We start from the raw sequence: 20,258 nt of genomic DNA, 5'->3' as shown, positions 1-20,258 counted from the left end.
ACAGTCCGCTGCCAAGGCGCCGGTTTTGCCTGTATATCCATACAGCCGCAAGACCGGCACCGTCTTCATCTTGTAAGATTACGCCCCGCGCAGTTCCCGCTGCGCGGACCAGCTCCCGAAAGGGGGCTTTTCCCATTGGGCCGGACGCTTTCTGCCGGCGGACAGCCTGACCGGGAAAAAACCGCCCCTCTCGCGCTGCCGCGCGCACGCCGGACCCCTGCGGCGACGCGTACCGCGCGACGCATTTCCAGACACTAGATCCGTTTCCATGGCCAACAAGTTCGAACCGCTAATCACCGTTGATGAGGTGCAAGAGATCCTTGCCGAGCCCAAGGAGACCATCAAGCAGATCACCTGGATGCCCAAGCCGGTCGGCGCCAGCCCCCAATGGATGGAATTTGCCAGCCCCTGCCGCATCAAGGGTGAAGTGCGCGACGACGTGATCTTTCGCGCCACCTACCGCGGCGCCCGCACCGTGGTGCACGGCCAGGCCACCCTCTTCCTGACCGAAGCGTTCTGCGCGAGCCTGTTCGTGGGCCCGCACCGCGTGTTCGGCGTGGACACGGACGACTCGTTCCACACCAGCCTGGTGGGCGAAGGCCGCCCGCAGTTCCGCAAGCCGCTGGCGGACCGCAGCCATGAACATATCTGGGTGAACGAAGGCGAAGGCTATGCCGAGCCCATCGTGCCCGCCCTGCACACGATCGGCGAGCTGATGCAGTATTTCCTGCCGAGGGCCAACCTGACCCTGACCGGCGGATTCGCGCATCCCCTCAAAGGCCGACAAATCGAACTGATCCTATGAGCAATTTCCTGGAAGCCTCCGGCTGGACCGTCCTGCCGGCGGGCGAGCATGCCATCCGCGCCATCTCGCCGATGACCCTCGGCCTGGACGGCCAGCACGCCGCGTTCTTCATCGCGCACCCGGACGACGCCACGTTCTATCTCACCGATGCCTGTGAGACCGCGATGCACGCGTCCAGCTACGGCATCGAGCTGGCCGCCAAGCGCATCGACATCCTGAACGAAACGCCGGGCGTGAGTCTGGCGCATTTCGACAAGTCGGGCGCCATCGTGGCCTCGGGCCCCAACGAGCAGTTGCAGGAAGCCTTGTGGGACGCGGTGAAGCTGGCCATGGCCCTGTCGTTCCAGTGCGCCAAGTGGATGCCCAAGTTCAGCCAGCTGCGTTTTCGCGCCCAGGTCGGCCGTGCGTTGGCGGCGGGCGTTGGTGTGAACCGCATGGTCAAGGGGGCGCGCGCCAAGGGCAGCAGCGGCCACACCGCCGATTTTGCGTTCGCGGTGCGCGCCGCGGGCAGCACGGCGCTGACGTACATCGAGCCGATCGCGCTCAAGGCCGGCAAGAAAATGGACTGGACCCAGGTCTACCAGACCCACGGCAAGATGTCGGACGTGAAAATGGCGGATGCGCGCAACTCGCGCATGGTGATTCTGGAAGACGGCGCGTCGGCCGAGGAATTCAAGAAGGCCGTGACCATCCTGGAGCAGTCGGCCACCGTGCAGACGCTGGCCAAGACGCGCGACTGGCAGGCCGTGTTCGCCGACTAGGCGAGCGGCGCACGGCCGCCGCCGATGGCCGGACGGCCCGGCGGCGAGGCAGGCCAGGGTTCCCGGCCTGGACCTCAGGCTGGCATGTTGGTCAGGCCGTCGACGATTTCGCGGCCATGCAGGATGGCGGCATGCACCGCTTCGCGCGGACTGTAGACAAAACCGCCTTCGGCGAAGCGTGGCACGGGGTATTCGTCGCCGCCTTCGCGGACCGCGCCCGCCTGGACCACCATGACCGATGCGATGAAGACGGGGCCGCTGGGCAACGCTTGAACCTCAGCGCCAGCGCCCCGGGACACTTTGGCCGTCAGCCGGTATCCCTTGTAGATCAAGTTGTTCTGATGCACTTCGGATGCCCTCTTTCTGCGAGCCAGCATACCCCGCCTGTTCATGACAGTTCGGATATGTTTTGTAACCCGGGCATCTCATGGAAACATTGTTGCATCGCAAGACTTGCGTCCCCGTTTCTGTCGTGCCGCCCCCCCGCACGGGCTCGGCGCGCCGATGCGCAAGCGGGGCGCGGCTGACAGCCGGATGACGCCGGCGGCCAGTGGCCGCGGGCGTCATCTGTCCCGGGGATTTCCCTAAAGCTGTTGCGAAAGCGCACTATCCGCCGGGTTTCCGGGCGGTTTCATGCGGCATTCGTCGCGTCGTCAGGGTTTCAAGCGGGGCTCATGCCGGTGGCCGACAGGTAGTCGGACAGCGTCCACCCCCGCCCCAGCAGGAACATGCGGGTATGCAGGTCGGCCAGCACCGTCGGCGTCACCGCACGGCCCAGGTAGTTCAGGCGCTTTCGTCGCAGGTCGACATAACCCAGCGCATAGTCACGAGCCAGGCCGAGCCACAGGCGGTGTGCGGCGGGCGACTGGCGCGCACCGCTCATGATGCACAGGCCCGCATCCAGCCCCCAGCGATAGACCGAAGTCGCCAAGCCCATGCCCTGGTAGGGCGCGGCGTATTTCGAGTGCGGCGCGCGCACATAAGGGTCGGCGCGCCGCCCCACTTCGATCAACCGGTTGAACACGGTATAGCCCGCCAGCCGGCCCCGCCGCACGTCCACCACGTACACGTAGTACTCGCCATCGGCTTCGCGATGGCGAAGCACAAGGCCAGGGATGTCGGTACGGACCTCCTGCAATCCGTGCAAGCGATCCGAGGGACGATTCATACGGTCGTAGATGGCATCGAGTTCCTTGTCCACCTCTTGCGGAGCGTGGTTGACGTCGATGCGCAGTTCCGTCGCGACAGGCAAGGCGCGAGGAAAAGCGTGCAGGGCCAGCGTAAGCAAGGCCACCTCCTGTACAGGGCAAATGCCCGATGAAAAAACCCGTGTTTGTGCCGCCCGCAAGTGCAGGCGGCAAGATGTCATAGAACCTCAGGCTGCCGCGGAATCGCCCGGCCGCGTCCAGTCGGCCCGGTCCGCGGGCACCTGGTCCGGCATGCCGAAGAACGCGGGGAACTGGCGCGCGCCCTTGCGCGTGACCGACAGGGCGCGCGAGTCCAGGTCCTTGTCGACCCAGCCGCGTTGCAGCAGCGCCTCGAGCAGTGCGGCGCCCAGCGCGCCGCCCAGGTGCGAGCGGCGCTCGCTCCAGTCCAGGCAGGCGCAGGCGAAGCGGCGGCGACGCTGGCGCGCCTTGGCCACGTCCACGCCCACTTGCGCCAATGAGGCCTCGCCCAGCGGCGTCAAGAAGTAGTCGCGGCCGTCGGCCGCCAACCACTGGCGCGCCAGCATCGCATCGTGGATGCGCACGGCCAGCGTGCCGGCCATGTGGTCGTAGCAGGTGCGGGCCTCGCGCAACGCCGACGGCGTGTTGGGCTTGAACGGGGTGCGTTCGGCGCCCGCGACCACCAGCAGGGCTTCAAGCGCCTGGCCCACTTCGGCATTGGCCAGGCGGTAGTAGCGATGCTTGCCCTGCACCGCCAGCTCGACCAGGCCCTGGTCGCGCAGCCGCTGGAAATGGCTGCTGGCGGTGGACGCGCCGATGTCGGCGGCGGCGGCCAGTTCAGTGGCGGTGCGCGCACGGCCGTCCAGCAGCACGCACAGCATGCGCGCACGGGCAGGATCGGCGATGGCGCCGGCAACGGCCGACAGATTGATGTCGGCGAACTTGGATTCCATAATTCGGCCACGACCAAAGTGTTGTGTACAGGGCCAAGCATACTGCGAGTCATCTCAACAAGACAGCCGGCCTTGCCGCCGGCCCCATCATGCGCAACGCCTCGCGTTTTTTCGGTTGGAAGGTTCTGTATGCCACCTTCGTCCTGGCCGTGTTCGGCTGGGGCGTCGGTTTCTACGGCCCGCCCGTGTTCCTGCATGCCGTGGTGCAACGCACCGGCTGGAGCGTGGCGCTGGTGTCGGCTGCCGTGACGCTGCATTTCCTGTGCGGCACGTTGGTGGTGGCCAATCTGCCGCGGCTGTACCGGCGCTGGGGCCTGCCGGCCGTGACGCTGACGGGCGCCGTGTCCCTGGCGCTGGGCGTGTCCGGTTGGGCGCGGGCGGACGCGCCCTGGCAGTTGTACGCGGCGGCGCTGCTGTCGGGCATGGGCTGGGTGACGCTGGGCGCGGCGGCGGTCAACGCGCTGATCGCGCCATGGTTCGTAAGGCGCCGGCCGACGGCGCTGGGCATGGCCTACAACGGCGCCAGCGTGGGCGGCATCGTGTTTTCACCGCTGTGGGTGTTCCTGATCGCGGGCTATGGTTTCGCGCAGGCGGCGCTGTGGGTCGGCGCGGCGATGGTGCTGGTGATCGCCGTGCTGGCGCGCAAGGTGTTTGCCGTCACGCCGCAGCAACTGGGCCAGTTGCCCGATGGCGCCGCGGCGGACGCGCCCGCGCAGGCGGCGATCAACACGATGGCGCGCGTGCCCAGGCTGTGGCGCGACCGCGCCTTCCTGACGCTGGGCGCGGGCATGGCGCTGGGATTGTTTGCGCAGATCGGTCTGATCGCGCACCTGCTGTCGCTCCTGGCGCCGCTGCTGGGCGCACAGACCGCAGGCATCGCGATGGGGCTGGCTACGGCCAGCGCCATCGCCGGGCGCAGCCTGGTCGGGTGGCTGATGCCGCCGACCGCGGATCGCCGCAAGGTCGCTTGCGTGTCCTATGGCGCACAGATCGCGGGCTCGCTGGTGCTGATGCTGGCGGCCGACCACATGTGGGCGGTGTGGGTGGGCGTGGTGCTATTCGGCTCGGGCATCGGCAATGCCACGTCGTTGCCGCCGCTGATTGCGCAGACGGAATTCGCGCGCGAAGACGCGCTGCGGGTGGTGCCGCTGATCGTGGCGTTGTCGCAAGGCGCCTATGCGTTTGCGCCGGCCGTATTCGGCGTGCTGCGGTCGGTCTCGGGCGAAGCGGACCGGTCGATGTTCTGGTTCCTGGCCGTGGCCGCCTGCGTGCAGGCGGCGGCGATCGCGTGCCTCACATGGGGCCGTGGCGCCTCGGCGCGGCGGCAAGCTCCCGTGATGGCCTGACCGCACGGCTGCGGGACGGCGGTGGGGCCATCCGCAGCGCGGCCGATGCGCTCAGTCGAGCCCGCCGCGGCGCGCCACCAGACCGGCCATGACGGCATCGCCCTGCTCGTCGGCCAGACCGGTGGCCACGCCCTGGCGATCCGCCGGCGTGCGGTTCTGGCTGACCTTCCATTTACCCTCGATGCGCGTGATGGCGATTTCGACGCCGACGATGGCGCGCATCTGCGCGGCGATGAAGTCTTCGGGTGCATCGTCGACCCGCCAGGGCTGCACCCGCGCTTTTTCCTGGGCCTCGGTCAGCGCGCCGATCTGCGCGCGCACCCAGGTGGGATCATCGTGGATCACCGGCGTGCCCCATACGTGCACCGCAACAAAATTCCAGGTGGGCACGACCTTGTGCGTCTCGGCCTTGGTGGCGTACCAGGACGGCGTGATGTAGGCCTGCGCGCCATGGAACGCCACCAGGCATTCCGCGCCCGCGGCCAGTTCCTTCCATTGCGGATTGGCCCGGGCCATGTGCAGGCGCAACACGCCGTGCGGCCCTTCGGGATAGAGCAGACAGGGGATGTGGTTGGCCATCAGCCCGCCCTCCCCGCTGGTCATCAGCACGCCCAGCGGGTGGGCGCGGATGAAATCGTGCTGGACCTCGAGCGAATCTTCGCGGAAAGCGGACGGCAGGTACATGGCGCAGAGGGATGTGTGATGTCGGGGAAAAACACACGATAGCGCCAGCCTGGCTCCATAACCAGAGCCATATGGCCGCCAATTCATGGAGCCACAACACCTGCCGACGGGCACCTGCCCGTGACACGGGCGTTCACACCGGGAAGCCTGCCCAAGGGCCGCACCGCCCGGACAGTCAGCCCGCCAATGCCTTCACCAGCAGCACCGTGGTGAAGCCGCTGTCCCATTCCTCGTCGGGATAGGTGTCGATTTCGGCGTAGCCGTGCTTGCGGTAGAACGCGCGGCTTTGGGTATTGAAGGTGTCGGTTTCCAGGCGGGCGTCGGCAAAGCCGGCCGCGCGCATGCCGTCTTCGGCCAGGGCCAGCAGCGCCGCGCCCACGCCGCGCCGCTGCACGGCCGGATGCACGTGCAGGGCCCAGATGAAGTTTTTCTCCCAATCGACCATGCCGGCCACGCGGCCATCGACCTCGCAGACATGGAACAGCGTGCCACGCGCCGCGACATACTGGGGGATCTTGCCCGAGTCCAGGAAATGCCGGTATTTCTCCGGCGTCATCTGCGGTTGCCAGGTGCCTTCGTAGGTGCGCGTCAGCACGTCCTCGATGGCGGCGGCGTCGGCCGTTCGGGCCGGCCGGATCGTCAGGGGGGATGAGGGGAGTTGCGTCATGCGCGGCAGTGTAGCAACTGCGTGCAAGGCTTATCGTCGGACGCGCTCGTAGGCCTGGTTCATGCGCTCGCGCGCGGCGGTTTCATGTTCGTAGGCGCGATCATAGGTGTCCAGGCATCCCGGCGTGGGATTGGGCCACTTGATCGCGGCGACGGCGGCGGTGAGCTCGTCCCGCGCGCGTTGCCATTCCTTGACGGCGGCGTACCACTCTTTGGTCGTGTCCATAGTTTCCTCCCTATGTGCACGCCCCCCATCGTAGTCCCGCGCATACCGGCGCGATTGCGGCGTGCGGCGCGCAGAAGGATGAGCTGACCTGGCGGCCGGATGACACCATTGGGCTGATACGGGTTGCTACCAAAGGGGTAAACCCGCGAGAGCGCCGATGCGCACCGCGATCGACGATCGGGCACGACCGCGACGACCGCCATCCGACCGCATCCGGACCCGGCCACGCCGACCTGCCGTGAGCGGGACATGACGTGTCATGGCCAATATCGGACGCATCGTCTTTCGCAGCCAAGGTAGAATTGCGCGCCGCGGCCCCGCGGCCTGCAGCGGTCTGGCGCCAGCAGCACACTGCGCGCCGCCGTCGATTGAACCCGTCGCCGCCGCGGCGGTCCATAGAAGGCCGGTCCGCATGGCCGGCCTTGCGACAGCCCGGCAGGCCTGCGTGGCCACCGGCGCCATCGCCAAGCTTGCTGCCACCTTTCAAGGCCAGCCGCCAACCGCCGCGCATTCCCGTTTTCTCATATCACGATGTGATGAATATTGACGTCAACCCTCACTTACCCACGGCCGCGGCAAATGCTACTGTTCCGCCTGTGCAAGGAGTACTAGCAATGGATCAGAAGACCAAGCCCTGGGCGTTTCCCAAGCCCCATCCGGAAAACACCCCACGGGGCGAACGCAACAAACAGGAGTTCGACGCGCCCGTCGCCGAAAAAACGCCCGTCGCCAAACCGCGCAGCAAGAAGACCGCCACCGCCGCGGCCAAATCATGATGCGCGGCTGAACCCCGCTCACCTGTCCATGCGCCCTTCCATCATCGCCTGGCTTTGCCGTACCGCCGCGGCCGCGCTCTGCGCCGTCTCCCTGGCTGTGGTGGCCGCCCCCGACGTCCAGACCGGCGACCTGGTGTTCCAGCAGTCACGTTCCGCCCAAAGCCTGGCGGTGCAGCAGGCCACCCACTCTCCCTATAGCCACATGGGCATGATCGTGCTGCGGCAAGGCCGCCCCTACGTGCTCGAAGCCGCTGCCACGGTGCGCTACACGCCGCTGGCAACCTGGGCCGCGCAAGGCGAACGCGGCGCTTACGTGGTCAAGCGCCTGCGCGATCCCTCGCAACTGACGCCGGCGCGACGCGACCGCCTGGCCGCCATTGGCGCCACCTATGCGGGCAAGCCGTATGACGCCGCGTTCGGCTGGTCGGACGACAAGATCTATTGCTCGGAACTGGTCTGGAAAACCTATCAGCGCGCGCTCGGCATCGAGATCGGCGCGCTGCAACCGCTGAAGCAATTCGATCTGACTGCCCCAGCCGTGCGCGCCAAGATGCGAGAGCGCTACGGCGACGCCATTCCCTGGGAAGAACCGATCATCTCGCCCGCCGCGATGTTCGATTCGCCACTGCTGCGCACGCCTTGAGTCCGGTCATGGACGCGACGCCGATCCCGTTCATGAACCCGGCCTTGCACGGTGCAGGCAATATCACCGGTGTCTTCTTCAGTCCTGCCGGCGACATCGCCGCGGTGGCTTCGGTATTTCCACTGCTGGCCACGCCGCGCGCACGGGCGGCCTATGGCGGTGCCGCGCTGCGCTATCGCGTCGGCCTGTACCGGCAGGGCGAGCCGGCCCCCTTCGCGGTGTACGACGCGCTGCGCCTGCCGGTCAACGACGTGGCGTTCCATCCCACCGAACCCGTCGTCGTGATCGGGGCGGGCAGCTACGACGGCGGCTATCTGTTCGAAGGCGACCTGGCCTTCTGGAATTGGCAAAGCGGCAACAGCCGCCGCCCCTACGCGGCGATTCCCGAAGTCGTGCGTTGCCGCTACAGCGACGATGGCAGCCACGTGCACGCCTGGGTCCGGCCCTGGGACGAAGAATGGGGCGACCAGGAATACGACCCCGACGGCGCCTGGAACCAGGTACTGGACACCGTGTTCCCCATCCAGATCGAAGGTTCAGACGCGGCCTGGCATGCGCGGTCGCACGAAACACTGACACTGGACCCGGCCACGGCCACGACGGGCGGCGCACCGACGCCCGCCCCTGATGCCGCCGACCGCCTGGCCGATTGGCTGGGCGTACCCGACCTGGGATTGCGCGGGGCCATCTGGGATCTCGCGTGGCTGAATGCCGACGCCCTGGGCGCCACGCACGACAACTGCCTGCTGGACCGCTACGACGCGCAGGGGCGTCTGGTCGCCCGTCACGAGGGCGGCGGCCACGGCGCCGAAATCCTGCGCGCAGAAGCCGTCACGGTGCATGCCGTGGCCCCACCCGATCCCGGCGACCGGTTCCGCCGCGATTCCCGCCTGTATGCCCTGCGGGGCGACGCCCTGGTCGCGGTGCACGACTACGCTGGCCAATACACCTTCTCGATCGCGAGCGACGGCCGCCTGCTGGGACGCCAGGACCGCATGGGCCCGACGCGCCCGCGCGCCCATGACGTGCAGCTGGATGCCACGCTGGCAACGCAACAGCGGCTGGACGTCGGCCACTACGACTGCTTCAACCACTACATCGGCATCAACGGCGCCCCGCACCTGTTCGCCGTGCAGGGCACGCCGCCCAGCTCGCACGAAGGCAAGCACCTGTGCATCGTGCATGCCGACGGCAGCATCGAGCGCCTGTGGCCGCTGCTGCAACCCGATGGCACGCACGCCAGCCATGCGATGGAATGCCGCGGCGCGTATGTCGACGACGAACAGGGGCCCGGCGTCGTCATCGCCGGCAAGCACTACACGCCCACGGTCGACAGGACCTACAGCGGTTTCATCTACCGCAAAAGCCTGACGCGCGGTCTGCTGTCGTGGCGCCATGCCACGCATGCGTCGCCCACCATGATCCTGGCGGCCGCCGGGCTGGTGATCGCGGCATTCCTGGACGGCCGGCTGATGCTGATCGACGCGCTGACGGGGGGCGTGCGGCTGGATGCCAGGGTCCGCATGCAAGGCGCAGCCACCGTGATCTACGCCATGGACGCACGCGACGAACGCCTGGCGGTCGGCACGATAGACGGGCGCATTGCCGTGGTCGACCTGCGAGACCTGCTGGCCGCATCCGTGACGCGCGGCGGCATCGATCTGGCCTAGAATTCCTGCCATGCACTACACCCAAGACCCCAACACGCCGCCCGCCCCGACCGTCAGCTTCGATGACTTCATGAAGGTCGACATCCGCGTGGGCACCATCGTCGCCGCAGATCCGTTTCCCGAAGCGCGCAAGCCGGCCTACAAGCTGACCATCGATTTCGGCGCCGGCGTCGGCGTCAAGAAAAGCTCGGCTCAGCTCACCGGCCGCTACGCCTTGGCAGACCTGCCCGGCAAGCGCGTGCTGGGCATCGTGAACTTCCCGCCGCGCCAGGTGGGCCCGGTGCGTTCCGAAGTGCTGGTGCTGGGGCTGGCGGACGACGCCGACCACACCGTGCTGGTCACGCCCGAGCTTGACGTGCCCGACGGGGCGCGGCTGACCTGAGCCTGGCGCCCGGCGCTGTCACACCCGCGCCACGCGCCTTTTGGTAAACTGGCGTTCCTCTTTGGGGAGTAGCCTCTTCCGGCCCCGTCCGGAAGCGTTTGCGTCAACATTCTTGGCCCCCCTGGCCATGGCGCAAACAACCGATACGGTTTGGCGAGACCATGGACTTTTCCGTAGCTTCTGACCGGGCGATAGGGAAAAAGTCTATGCGTTTCGCCCGGTCGGAGCTTCTCTCGCATGAATGCCGTTTCCACGATAGTCCTGGCCTTCGCCATGTCCACCGACGCCTTCGCGGCGGCGATCGGCAAAGGCGCCGCGCTGCACAAACCCCGCCTGTCCGAAGCCTTGCGCACCGGCCTGATCTTCGGTGTGATCGAAGCAATCACGCCCGTGATCGGCTGGGCATTGGGCTCGATGGCCGCGAAGTTCGTGCAGGACTGGGACCATTGGATCGCCTTCGGCATGCTCTGTATCCTGGGCGCGATGATGATCCGCAACGGCCTGGGCGCGGACAAGGAAGATGCCGCCCCTGTCGGCCGCCATTCGTTCTGGCTGCTGGCCGCCACCGGTTTCGCCACCAGCATCGACGCCATGGCGGTGGGCGTGAGCCTGGCGTTCATCGACAACAACATCGTCGTCACCGCCTTGGCGATCGGCCTGGCCACCTTGCTGATGGTGACCCTGGGCGTCATGATCGGCCGTCTGGTCGGCAACGTCGCCGGCAAGCGCGCGGAAGTGCTGGGGGGACTGGCGCTGATCGGGATCGGGGCCACTATTCTGTACGAGCACTTGAAGGCCTGATGTCTGGGCTATGCGCCCAGGCGAATGGCGCGACAGGTGATTCATCATACAAACTCAGACCGAACGATTATTGTGTATGATTACGCCTTGTGTATAAATACACAAATGACTAGCGCAGACCTTATCAGGCAATTGAAGGCGGACGGGTGGTACTTAGTGCACACCGTGGGCTCCCACCACCAATTCAAGCACCCGATCAAACTTGGCAAGGTCACCGTGCCGCATCCCAAGAAAGATCTGCCGCTAGCAACTCAGCGCAGCATCCTGAAGCAAGCCGGCCTGCGATAAAAGCCTGTCACGGAGAACCCTATGCTCTATCCGATCTACGTGCAAAAGGATAAAGACAGCGCCTTTGGGGCGTCCTTTCCGGATTTTCCCGGATGCTTCACCGGTGCCGATGATTTGCAAGATCTGCCACGCGCGGCTCAAGAAGCCGTAGAAGCTCATTTTTTCGGCGAAACGGAGCATATCCCTCCCCCGTCGACTCCTGACCAGTGGTCAAAACACGCAGACTACAAAGCCGGCTTCTGGATGATGGTCGAGATCGACCTGTCCAAGATCAGTACTAAAGCCGTTCGGCTGAACATCAGCCTGCCCGAATACCTCGTGCATCGTATCGATGAGGTCGCCAAGGCGCGCCATCTGTCACGCTCCGCATTTCTAGCGATGGCAGCAGAGCACGAGATGTCGGCAGCGTAAGGCGGGAATCCAAGCCTCACGCTCCAATCCAAATCACACCTCGCTGGCCCGCATCACCGGCACGGCTTGCGCCTTGCCCCGGCGCATGCGCGGGGCGATGCGCTTTGCCCAGAAGGCGGTCAGCATGGGCACGAGCAAGGCGGTGATGACCACGCATGCCGCGACCAGGGCGGTCGCTGCCGGCGCCCACGGTTGAAACTGCGGCGCCGCGGCGGCGACCAGGCTGGGGGTGGCCGCGGCGGCGCCTGCCGTGCTGGACGCGGCCACACCCGCCGTGCCGCGGCCGCCGCCGATCAGGATGTCGGAAATCACCAGCGCCACGCCCGACGCCAGCATCACACCCACCGCCACCACGATGCCCAGCAAGCCGGTATCCAGGATGACGGACAGATTGATGGTGTTGCCCAGCGCAAAGGCGAAGAACGGGATCAGCATGCGCGGCCCGCGGCTGAAGAATTCGCGCAGGTCTTCGTCCAGGTTGCCCAACGCAAAGCCGATCAGGAACGGAATCACGACGCCGACCAGGTGATGCGCCTCGAACGCCGCCAGTCCGGTCGTGCCCAGGATGATCATGGTCATCAGCGGACCGGATTCCATGCCGATCAAGACGGATGCGCCGGCCTCTTCGCGCGTGCCGTATTCCTCCATCAACGACGCGAACAGGCCCGCGTTGGTCATGTCCAGCGCGGCCACCAGCGCCAGCACCGACAGGCCGGCGAAAAAGCCGGTGGCGATGCCACCTTCCGGCAGCCAGTGCGATGCCAGCAGAGCCACCACCCACGCCAGGCCGAGCTTGGCACCGATCAGCGCACCCGACTTGCGCAGCACGGTGCCGGTGGCGCGCAGGTTGATGGATGCGCCCAGGCAGAACAGCCAGACGGCAAGGATGGGCACGACGCCGGTGATCAGGCCGTTGGTGAACGAGCCGAAGTACTTGCCGGTGTCGGGCCAGAAGGTGTGCAGGGCGGACCCGAGCAGCAGCGGTACGAGCATCATGCCGCCGGGAATCCGTTCGATGGAACGCTTGATTTTCATGTTGTCTCCGTTGTTGCGGGGCGCCTGCGCGGACTCGCGTTTTTCTAATGAAATCAAGTTTTATTGAAAAACGCTACGAAAAAATCGATCTTCCCCCATATTTTTGGCGAAAATAGCGGGTAAACACCGATAAATCGTTTGAAAACCCCCTTATTGTAATTTTATTAATAAAATTAATTTTTATATATGGAATAAAATGACGCGGTTGGCATCCCGCTGGAAATCGAGGCCGGTGAGCTCGGACAAATAGGCCATTGACGTGAATGCGCCGCGGCACCCCGGTCGACAGGATCCACGCGACGCGCGTGTGGCACGTGACGGAGGCAGAGGGGACGCGGCGTATCGGTGGCGGACCTGCGATGCCGATACGACGAAAGTGATGAGGCGGCGTTGCCGACCGTGATGTTGGCGCAGGATTGCTGCGGCCGCGTTGTTGCAGCCATGCTGTTGCAGCGATGCGACCGCTGCACTGGCACCGCGAAAAAGAAAAAGGCACTTCGCTTTCGCGTAAGTGCCTTTCTCTTGAATTCGGTGGGGTGGCTGATGGGACTCGAACCCACGACAACTGGAATCACAATCCAGGACTCTACCAACTGAGCTACAGCCACCACTGGTTTCTTTGCTGCTGAACTATTGCCGCCACTCAAACACCCTTGCGGCGTGTCTTACGTGTTTTGCATTTTGCTTTCGCGTTTTGCTTTCGCGGTTTGCTTTCGCATTTTGCCAGCGGCTTCGTTGTGTTCAACAGCGAAGAGGCCGAATTCTAGCACGTTTTTTTCGCGTGTGTAAAACGCCCTGTCTGGCTCGGCCATCAATGCCCCGTCAATCCCGGCCAGCCCCAGCCTGCCTGCCCGCCAGCCTTGCTATCCTTGCCGCTTGGCACACCCCTTGGACCACCCTTTGGAGGCCCGCCCGCGCTGGCGCTATGGATCGCATACACGAATTACTGATCGCCTACTGGCCGCACCTGGTGTTCGGCGTCAGCCTGGTTGCCGGAGCCGGCGCGGCGGTGCACGCCGCGATGACCAAGCAGGATGTGCGCTCGGCCATCGGCTGGGTCGGGCTGGCGCTGTTTTCGCCGCTGTTCGGCGCCCTGGCCTATTTCGTGGCGGGCATCAACCGCATCCGCAAGACGCGGATGACGCAGCAGCGCGACGAGGCGATGCTGGTGGATGCCGCGCTGGTGGAGACGCCCAGCGTGGACGTGGCGCCCATTTCAGGCCCGCAGTTCGCGTCGCTGAAGGTGCTGGGCGACCAGGTCAGCCGCTTCCGGCTGCTGGGCGGCAATACCGTGCTGCCGCTGGCGGGCGGCGACGAGGCGTATCCGGCGATGCTGCAGGCCATACGCAACGCCCGCCATGCCATTGCGATGCAAAGCTATATCTTCGACAACGATGCGATTGGCCGCGAAATGGCCGACGCGTTGATCGAGGCGCAGGCGCGCGGCGTGCAGGTCCGCGTGCTGATCGACGCGATCGGGTCGAAGTATTCGCACCCGCCGATCGTGCGGATGCTGGCGCGTGGCGGGGTGCCGGTGGCGCGCTTCATGACCAACCCGCTGGGCGTGCTGCGCATGCCTTATGCCAATCTGCGCAGCCACCGCAAGGTGCTGGTGGTGGATGGGCGCATCGGCTTTACCGGCGGCATGAATGTGCGGGCGGCGTTCGTGACGGCGCTGTCGGGCGCGGCGACCAATGTCGACACGCACTTCCGGGTGGAAGGGCCGATCGTGACGCAGCTGATGTCGGTGTTTGCGCACGATTGGAATTTCACGACGCACGAATCGCTGCCGGCCACGCCCTGGTTCGACCCCAGCGCGCAGCCGCCCCATGGCACGGTGCCCATGCGCTGCGTGCCGTCGGGGCCGGACCGGGCGATGGGCAGCGCCCACAGCATTCTGCTGGGCGCGCTGGCGGTGGCGCAGCGGCACGTGCGCATCCAGTCGCCCTACTTCCTGCCGGACCAGCCGCTGATCGGCGCGCTGGCCACGGCGGCGCGCCGCGGGGTGGTGGTGGACATCGTGATTCCCGGCAAGAACAACCTGCGGCTGGTGGACTACGCGATGACCGCGCAACTGGACCAGGTGGTGCGCACCGGGTGCCGGGTGTGGCGCTCGCAAGGCATGTTCGACCATTCGAAGCTGATGACGGTGGACGACGGCTGGGCCTATGTGGGTTCGTCGAACCTGGACCCGCGCAGCCTGCGGCTCAATTTCGAGCTGGATACGGAAATCTACGACCCCGCCGTGGCGCGCTGGATCGGCGCGAAGATCGATGCGCTGGTGGGCAACGCGCGCCGCGAAACCCTGGAAAACCTGCAGCAGGCGCCCTTCGCCAAGCGCCTGCGCAACAAGGTGATCTGGCTGGCCACGCCGTATCTGTAGGCGCATGACCGGCGTTGCCCCGCCTGACGGATCGAAGGCGGCATCCCCGGTCGGCGCGTCGGTGTGGGGGGCTTCCGCTCAACCGTCCGACGTCGGCGTGGCCGCCTGCCGCACGGCAAAGACCGCGCTGGCCTTGAGCACCAGGCGGTCGTCGACCAGCAGCCGGCAGGTGGCGTAGATCAGGCGCTTGCCGCGCTTGTCGATGGTGACGTGGGCTTCGAGCCAGTCGCCGGGCATGACGGCGTTGAGGTATTCCACCGACATCTGGGCGGTCACGACCGAGGCCTGGCATTGGTGGGCAATGACGAATCCCAGGGCACTGTCGGCCAGGGTGGCCAGAAAGCCGCCATGGGCCATGCCATGCATATTGCCGTGGACCTGGCCCACGCGCAGGGCCAGCACGTCGTCGGCCGCGCGCCGGTAAAAGCCGCTGAGGTCGGCCAGGTGCTGCATGAAGGCGCTGCTGGGGCGCCAGGGCGCAAAGCCGGAGGGGATGGAATCGATCATGGTGTCAGGGAGAAATCCGCTGCGGAGCCTGCAACGGTAGCGCAATCCGGCCGTGTCGCACGGGCGCGGCGGCCGGGCGACCGGTGAACGGACAATATCGCCGCCCCCTGGCGCGGCCGTCGCGCCGGCGCTACAGTCTGGCCATCAACCGCCCGGCACCCAGTTTCCCGCATGAACCCCATCAAGACCTACGGCATGGCCGAGCGCGCGGACTATTTCGATTTCGATATCCGCGCGCAGCAGGTGCGCGAGCCGCTCGAACAGCCGCACCGCCACGAGTACTTTCAGATCCAGGTGAACCTGGACGGCGATACCCGCCAGACCATCAGCGGCACGGTGCGCCCGTTCAAGCGCGGTTCCTTGAGCTTTGTGCTGCCGTACCGGGTGCACCTGGTGCCGCATCCGCCGGGCGCGCGTTACGTGATCATCAATTTCGCGCAGCGTTTCCTGTGGCCGGAACTGACGGTGGACCCGCTGGACCTGGAAGACGTGCCGGTATCGCAGGCGCCGGCGCTGGCGCCCTTTCTGTTCCAGGAATACCTGGATTTCGAGCTGGACGACGACGGTTTTGCGCAGGTGCAGGATCTGATCCAGCGCCTGACCGAAGAAAACCAGCGCCGCGGCTTTGGCTCGCTGACGACGATCCGCGGGCTGATCCTGCAATTGATCGGCCTGGTGTGCGAGCGCCATGAAGCCGACCTGCTGCACATGGCGCGCCACCACGCTGGCAGCAGCCGCCGCGGCAGCGTCAAGCGCGTGCTGGCGCACATCGGCGCGCACATCACCGAGAACCTGACGCTGAACGATGCGGCCGCGGCCGCTTTCCTGTCGCCCAATTACCTGGCGCATCTGCTGAAGAAGGAAACCGGCAAGACCTTCACCGAACTCGTGGCCGAACGCCGCATGGCGCTGGCCCGCGATCTGCTGGCGCATTCAGCGCGCAAGGTCAGCCAGGTGGCGCACGCGGCGGGCTTTGCGGACGAGGCGTACTTCTCGCGTCGCTTTCGGCAGCTGGAAGGGGTCAGCCCGACCGAATACCGTGAACGCCTGCGGGCGGGCAACGCGGACCGGTGAGCCGGATGGCCGCGCCGAGCCGCGATCTGCCGCGGTCCGGGACCGCACCGTCCTGCAAATCACGGAATCGTCCAGGGATTGCGTAATCGTCTCCAGTGCACCGGGGCGCGGCAACCGTAAAGTGGCTGCAACCCTCGCAACCTTCAGGAGACCCGCGATGACCCAGCCCGCCCAGACCCCTTTTGCCGTGGCCCAGACCACGGTGCCCATCGCCGGCAGCGCGCAGCGCTTTCCGGTGCGCCGCATCTACTGCATCGGCCGCAACTACGCGGCCCACGCCATCGAGATGGGTTCGGACCCGACGCGCGAGCCGCCGTTCTTTTTCCAGAAGCCGACGGACGCGATCCAGGTGGTGCTGCCCGACAGCGTGACGGACCACCCCTACCCGCCCCTGACCCAGAATTACCACTACGAGGTGGAACTGGTGGCGGCGCTGTCCAAGGGCGGTCGCGACATCGCGCCGGAAGACGCGCTGCAATGCGTGTACGGCTACGCGCTGGGCCTGGACATGACGCGGCGCGACCTGCAGCGCGGCATGGGCGACCAGAAAAAGCCGTGGGAAATCGGCAAGAGCTTCGACCATGCCGCCCCCATCGGGCCGATCCACCCGGTAGCCCAGACGGGGCACTACCAGGAAGGCGAGATCTGGCTGTCGGTGAACGGCGAACGCAAGCAGCAGGCCACGCTGAGCCACATGATCTGGTCGGTGGCCGAGCAGATTTCGCGGCTGTCGCAAGCATTCGAGCTGTTCCCCGGCGACCTGATCTATTCGGGCACGCCCGAGAACGTGGGGCCGGTGGTGCGCGGCGACGTGATTCGCGCGCATGTGGACGGCCTGCCGGAACTGAGCATTCGTATCGTCTGACACGCGGAAGGCGAGGGGCCAGCCAGCGCCCCCGCAGCGGCTGCCATCGCAATTCTGAGAGTAAGATTTACGCCACAACAAACGCCCGTGAGGCAGGAGCAGTGGAAGATGGCGAAAATCGGTATGGTTGGCATCGGCCTGATGGGCCATGGCATTGCAAGCAATCTGGTCAAGCACGGTCACGCGCTGACCGTACTGGAACATCCGGGCAACCAGCCCCTGGATGCCCTGAAGGCCGCGGGCGCCACCAGTTGCGCCGATGGCGCGGCGCTGGCGGCGCAGTCGGATGTGATCATCCTGTGCGTCACGGGCAGCCCGCAGGTCGAAGCCGTGCTGCTGTCGCCGGGCGGCGTGCTGGAAGGGCTGCGCCCGGGCACCGTCATCATTGATTGCTCGACCGCGATTCCGTCGTCCACCCTGAAGGTGGCCGAGGCGGTGATCGAGCGTGGCGGCCGTTTCCTGGACGCCCCCATGACCCGCACGCCCAAGGAAGCCGCCGAAGGCCGCCTGAACCTGCTGGTGGGCGGCGATGCCGCGCTGTTCGCGGAATGCCGGCCGATCCTGGCGTGCTTTGCCGAGAACATCACGCATGCCGGCCCCATCGGCGCCGGCCACCGCATGAAGCTGCTGCACAACTACGTGTCGCTGGGCGCGATCGCGCTGCTGTCCGAAGCCGCCGCCTGCGCGCTGCGCGCGGACATCGACCCGGCCGTGTTCGCCGAAGTGCTGACCAAGGGCGGCGGCGGTGGGGTGGCGCTGGAGCGCCTGAAGCCCTATCTGCTCGAACAGGACCCGTCGTCGCTGCGCTTTTTCATGTCGAACGCGCAGAAGGACCTGTCCTACTACAACACCATGGCCGCCGAGACGGGCGCGGTGCGCGAGATCGGCGCGGCCGTGCTGCACACCTATGACCAGGCGGTGGACCAGGGCGGCGGCGACCGCTACGTGCCCGAACTGGTGTCGTTGCTGAAAGACCGCTAAGGCAGATCGACATGGCAGGCCCGGGCTTTGTTCTTCGCAAGTCCGGTGCTTGGCATTTCGTCCAGAAGTTCATTTTGAAAGACCTGGAATCGCCTCAGTTTCCGCGAAGAGTGGAGAGAATCGCTGGCCTCAGCCGTAGACTACGACACTATTCCCGTTGACTTCCCAGACAGCAACCAGAATGTCGCCACAAATGCCGAAGCAATGACGAACGGTCGAACGGTAGGGGTTGACGTACACCCATGTGTATTCAACGCGTGGGGGCTTGCCATCGAAGAAACTGGAACCAAGATCCTCGATCCCAAGAACGGCTGAACTCGGCAACCAGTCTGAGAGGACCGAGGTTACTTGATCGGGCTCTCCCAACAGGGCTTTGAGTACCGAGGTATCTGAACCCCGGACTACGCTCTTTACTCGCGTTCGTATTTCATTTATCAGTATTCCTTTGGGGCCAGGCCTGTCCGGTGGGAAATCTCTCATAGGATGTGCTCGATTAAGGATTAACAGACAACATACTAGGGCCGGCCCGCCGCCATCGCCGGCACGGCGCGCAACGCGCCGCGGCGCGGCAACTGCATCGAGATGATGGCCGCCAGCAGCAGCAAGGCGCCGGCCGCGCCGAACGCCACCCAATGCGTGTGGAATCGTTCAAAGGCCCACCCGCCCAGCCACGAACTGATCATGCCGCCGACCTGGTGGCCCAGGTAGGTCAGGCCGTACAGCACGCCCACCAGCCGCACGCCGTACACGTCGGCCAGGATGGCGGACGACAGCGCGATGCTGCCCGCCCAGACCACGCCGCCGATGGTGGCGGCCAGATACAGTTCCCAGTGCGCCCCCACCATCACCAGCGCAAAGAAGCCCAGCCCGCGCACCAGGTAGATGGTGGCCAGGATGTTGCGGCGCTCGACCTGATCCGACATGCGGCCCAGCACCAGCGTGCTGAAGATGGCGACCAGGCCGATGAGGCCGATGCCCAGCGAACTGGTGGTGGCGTCAAAGCCATGATCCATCAGCATGGGCATGCCGTGGGTGCCGAGCAGGTTCATGCTGAAGCCACAGGCGAACAGCCCCAGCGCCACCTGCCAGAACGGCAGCGTGCGCACGGCGTCGCGGATCTTGGCGTCGGGCGCTTTGGCGGCTGCCTTGGCCGAGGCTTTTTTCTCGACGATCTGGTGCGGCAGCAGGTCGGTGTGTTCGGGCGCCTGGTCGCGCATGACGAACAGGGCCACGGGCACGTTCAGCAGCGCGAACAGCACGGCAAAGCCCAGCAGGGTTTCCTGCCAGCCGACGGCCGAGATGGCAAAGGTGAGCGTGGGCGTCATCAGCGCGATGCCCGCCATGGACCCGGTGGACAGAAAGAACAGCGCCATGCCGCGCTGGCGCGTGAACCAGCGGCTGATCACGGGGGTCAGCGCAACCGGGCTGGTGAAGGCCAGGCCGATCGACAGCGCCACCCCGAAGGCCAGCAGGAATTCGAGGGGGCCGCGCGCGAACACGGTCCAGATGGACGAGGCCACGACGATGGCCGTGCCGGTCAAGAGCACGAAGCGGGTGCCGCGCGTGCTGACCAGATAGCCGGCCAACGGCATGCCCAGGCCATAGCACAGCATGCCGACCGCGACGATGCCCGACAGCAGGCTGCGCGAAAAACCCAGGCTGTCGGCCATGGGCAGGAAAAACGGCCCGATGCCCATCCGCAGGCCCACCGTCAACAGGGTGAGTACCGTGGCGGCGCCGACGATGTTCCAGCCGAAATACCAGCCGCCTGATTCTTGCTTCTCCACTTGCCTCGCTCCTTGTCTTCTTATTGGTGAATTCTTGTCGCCCGGGGC

Annotated in this window: 23 protein-coding genes, 1 tRNA gene and 1 riboswitch; of the genes, 14 read left to right on the top strand and 10 right to left on the bottom strand. The window is 66.0% G+C overall.

Annotation, left to right across the window (positions count from 1 at the left end):
- Positions 1-268: 268 nt before the first annotated feature.
- On the top strand, positions 269-805 hold the full coding sequence (locus AC6LJ2_RS01775; RefSeq protein WP_263912200.1) for a hypothetical protein: 537 nt from the start codon (positions 269-271) through the stop codon (positions 803-805).
- A complete protein-coding gene (locus tag AC6LJ2_RS01770; protein WP_263912202.1) occupies positions 802-1,566 on the top strand; it encodes a DUF1828 domain-containing protein in 765 nt (254 codons plus the stop codon). Before AC6LJ2_RS01775 ends, AC6LJ2_RS01770 begins: the two co-directional genes overlap by 4 nt.
- 74 nt (positions 1,567-1,640) lie before the next feature.
- Here the strand turns inward: AC6LJ2_RS01770 and AC6LJ2_RS01765 are convergent, their stop codons facing one another.
- The 3 genes from AC6LJ2_RS01765 to AC6LJ2_RS01755 all read right to left on the bottom strand — a co-directional run bounded on the left by AC6LJ2_RS01765 (position 1,641) and on the right by AC6LJ2_RS01755 (position 3,685).
- Positions 1,641-1,913 carry a hypothetical protein gene (locus AC6LJ2_RS01765; RefSeq protein ID WP_263912203.1) on the bottom strand — a complete coding sequence of 91 codons (273 nt, stop codon included), beginning with the start codon at positions 1,911-1,913 and terminating at the stop codon, positions 1,641-1,643.
- A gap of 314 nt (positions 1,914-2,227) precedes the next feature.
- Entirely contained in the window at positions 2,228-2,854 is a 627-nt protein-coding gene (locus AC6LJ2_RS01760; RefSeq protein ID WP_263912205.1) for an N-acetyltransferase, read from the bottom strand.
- A gap of 87 nt (positions 2,855-2,941) precedes the next feature.
- The gene (locus AC6LJ2_RS01755; protein WP_498150611.1) at positions 2,942-3,685 is read right to left on the bottom strand and encodes an ArsR/SmtB family transcription factor; all 744 of its coding nucleotides are present in this window, start codon (positions 3,683-3,685) and stop codon (positions 2,942-2,944) included.
- Between the two features lie 89 nt (positions 3,686-3,774).
- On the opposite strand from AC6LJ2_RS01755, the gene AC6LJ2_RS01750 reads away from it, so the two are divergent.
- Positions 3,775-5,031 (top strand): MFS transporter, encoded by a 1,257-nt coding sequence (locus AC6LJ2_RS01750; RefSeq protein ID WP_445657126.1) that lies wholly within the window; start codon positions 3,775-3,777, stop codon positions 5,029-5,031.
- A 51-nt stretch (positions 5,032-5,082) separates the two neighbouring features.
- Here AC6LJ2_RS01750 and AC6LJ2_RS01745 read toward each other — a convergent pair whose 3' ends face one another.
- From AC6LJ2_RS01745 to AC6LJ2_RS01735, 3 genes are all read right to left on the bottom strand, one after another.
- Entirely contained in the window at positions 5,083-5,715 is a 633-nt protein-coding gene (locus AC6LJ2_RS01745; protein ID WP_263912208.1) for an FMN-binding negative transcriptional regulator, read from the bottom strand.
- 175 nt (positions 5,716-5,890) lie between these two features.
- Positions 5,891-6,382 carry a GNAT family N-acetyltransferase gene (locus AC6LJ2_RS01740; protein WP_263912210.1) on the bottom strand — a complete coding sequence of 164 codons (492 nt, stop codon included), beginning with the start codon at positions 6,380-6,382 and terminating at the stop codon, positions 5,891-5,893.
- A 30-nt stretch (positions 6,383-6,412) separates the two neighbouring features.
- On the bottom strand, positions 6,413-6,607 hold the full coding sequence (locus tag AC6LJ2_RS01735) for a hypothetical protein (protein WP_445657128.1): 195 nt from the start codon (positions 6,605-6,607) through the stop codon (positions 6,413-6,415).
- A 614-nt stretch (positions 6,608-7,221) separates the two neighbouring features.
- Between AC6LJ2_RS01735 and AC6LJ2_RS01730 the strand changes: the two genes are divergently transcribed.
- The 7 genes from AC6LJ2_RS01730 to AC6LJ2_RS01700 all read left to right on the top strand — a co-directional run bounded on the left by AC6LJ2_RS01730 (position 7,222) and on the right by AC6LJ2_RS01700 (position 11,578).
- Positions 7,222-7,383 carry a hypothetical protein gene (locus AC6LJ2_RS01730; RefSeq protein WP_263912213.1) on the top strand — a complete coding sequence of 54 codons (162 nt, stop codon included), beginning with the start codon at positions 7,222-7,224 and terminating at the stop codon, positions 7,381-7,383.
- 28 nt (positions 7,384-7,411) lie between these two features.
- Positions 7,412-8,026, top strand: coding sequence for a YiiX family permuted papain-like enzyme (locus AC6LJ2_RS01725; RefSeq protein ID WP_263912215.1), 615 nt, complete (start codon positions 7,412-7,414; stop codon positions 8,024-8,026).
- An 8-nt stretch (positions 8,027-8,034) separates the two neighbouring features.
- On the top strand, positions 8,035-9,696 hold the full coding sequence (locus AC6LJ2_RS01720) for a hypothetical protein (RefSeq protein WP_498150610.1): 1,662 nt from the start codon (positions 8,035-8,037) through the stop codon (positions 9,694-9,696).
- Positions 9,697-9,706: 10 nt separating this feature from the next.
- Positions 9,707-10,078, top strand: coding sequence for a tRNA-binding protein (locus tag AC6LJ2_RS01715; protein ID WP_498150609.1), 372 nt, complete (start codon positions 9,707-9,709; stop codon positions 10,076-10,078).
- A 56-nt stretch (positions 10,079-10,134) separates the two neighbouring features.
- A riboswitch (yybP-ykoY riboswitch) is annotated at positions 10,135-10,304 on the top strand.
- Between the two features lie 11 nt (positions 10,305-10,315).
- Complete coding sequence (mntP, locus tag AC6LJ2_RS01710) at positions 10,316-10,879, top strand: manganese efflux pump MntP (protein ID WP_263912220.1); 564 nt, start codon at positions 10,316-10,318, stop codon at positions 10,877-10,879.
- Positions 10,880-10,984: 105 nt separating this feature from the next.
- Entirely contained in the window at positions 10,985-11,167 is a 183-nt protein-coding gene (locus AC6LJ2_RS01705) for a type II toxin-antitoxin system HicA family toxin (protein ID WP_263912221.1), read from the top strand.
- Between the two features lie 21 nt (positions 11,168-11,188).
- Positions 11,189-11,578, top strand: a complete 390-nt coding sequence (locus AC6LJ2_RS01700; RefSeq protein ID WP_498150608.1) for a type II toxin-antitoxin system HicB family antitoxin — start codon at positions 11,189-11,191, stop codon at positions 11,576-11,578.
- A 33-nt stretch (positions 11,579-11,611) separates the two neighbouring features.
- On the opposite strand, the gene kdgT is transcribed toward AC6LJ2_RS01700, so the two are convergent.
- Both kdgT and AC6LJ2_RS01690 read right to left on the bottom strand, forming a co-directional pair.
- Complete coding sequence (kdgT, locus tag AC6LJ2_RS01695; RefSeq protein WP_498150607.1) at positions 11,612-12,613, bottom strand: 2-keto-3-deoxygluconate transporter; 1,002 nt, start codon at positions 12,611-12,613, stop codon at positions 11,612-11,614.
- A gap of 532 nt (positions 12,614-13,145) precedes the next feature.
- Positions 13,146-13,221: transfer RNA gene (locus AC6LJ2_RS01690), tRNA-His, on the bottom strand.
- 317 nt (positions 13,222-13,538) lie between these two features.
- Here AC6LJ2_RS01690 and AC6LJ2_RS01685 point away from each other — a divergent pair.
- Positions 13,539-14,996 carry a phospholipase D-like domain-containing protein gene (locus AC6LJ2_RS01685; RefSeq protein ID WP_263912227.1) on the top strand — a complete coding sequence of 486 codons (1,458 nt, stop codon included), beginning with the start codon at positions 13,539-13,541 and terminating at the stop codon, positions 14,994-14,996.
- Between the two features lie 78 nt (positions 14,997-15,074).
- Here AC6LJ2_RS01685 and AC6LJ2_RS01680 read toward each other — a convergent pair whose 3' ends face one another.
- Positions 15,075-15,503, bottom strand: coding sequence for a PaaI family thioesterase (locus AC6LJ2_RS01680; RefSeq protein WP_263912228.1), 429 nt, complete (start codon positions 15,501-15,503; stop codon positions 15,075-15,077).
- Between the two features lie 171 nt (positions 15,504-15,674).
- Between AC6LJ2_RS01680 and AC6LJ2_RS01675 the strand changes: the two genes are divergently transcribed.
- The 3 genes from AC6LJ2_RS01675 to AC6LJ2_RS01665 all read left to right on the top strand — a co-directional run bounded on the left by AC6LJ2_RS01675 (position 15,675) and on the right by AC6LJ2_RS01665 (position 18,423).
- On the top strand, positions 15,675-16,577 hold the full coding sequence (locus tag AC6LJ2_RS01675; protein WP_498150606.1) for a helix-turn-helix transcriptional regulator: 903 nt from the start codon (positions 15,675-15,677) through the stop codon (positions 16,575-16,577).
- A 157-nt stretch (positions 16,578-16,734) separates the two neighbouring features.
- Positions 16,735-17,442 (top strand): fumarylacetoacetate hydrolase family protein, encoded by a 708-nt coding sequence (locus AC6LJ2_RS01670; protein ID WP_498150605.1) that lies wholly within the window; start codon positions 16,735-16,737, stop codon positions 17,440-17,442.
- Between the two features lie 108 nt (positions 17,443-17,550).
- Positions 17,551-18,423, top strand: a complete 873-nt coding sequence (locus AC6LJ2_RS01665; protein WP_263912233.1) for an NAD(P)-dependent oxidoreductase — start codon at positions 17,551-17,553, stop codon at positions 18,421-18,423.
- A 515-nt stretch (positions 18,424-18,938) separates the two neighbouring features.
- Here AC6LJ2_RS01665 and AC6LJ2_RS01660 read toward each other — a convergent pair.
- Positions 18,939-20,210 carry an MFS transporter gene (locus AC6LJ2_RS01660; RefSeq protein ID WP_498150604.1) on the bottom strand — a complete coding sequence of 424 codons (1,272 nt, stop codon included), beginning with the start codon at positions 20,208-20,210 and terminating at the stop codon, positions 18,939-18,941.
- Positions 20,211-20,258 lie beyond the last annotated feature (48 nt).

It is taken from the genome of Achromobacter sp. 1014246743, from assembly GCF_059760725.1.
This window is presented reverse-complemented; position numbering and strand designations above follow the sequence as displayed.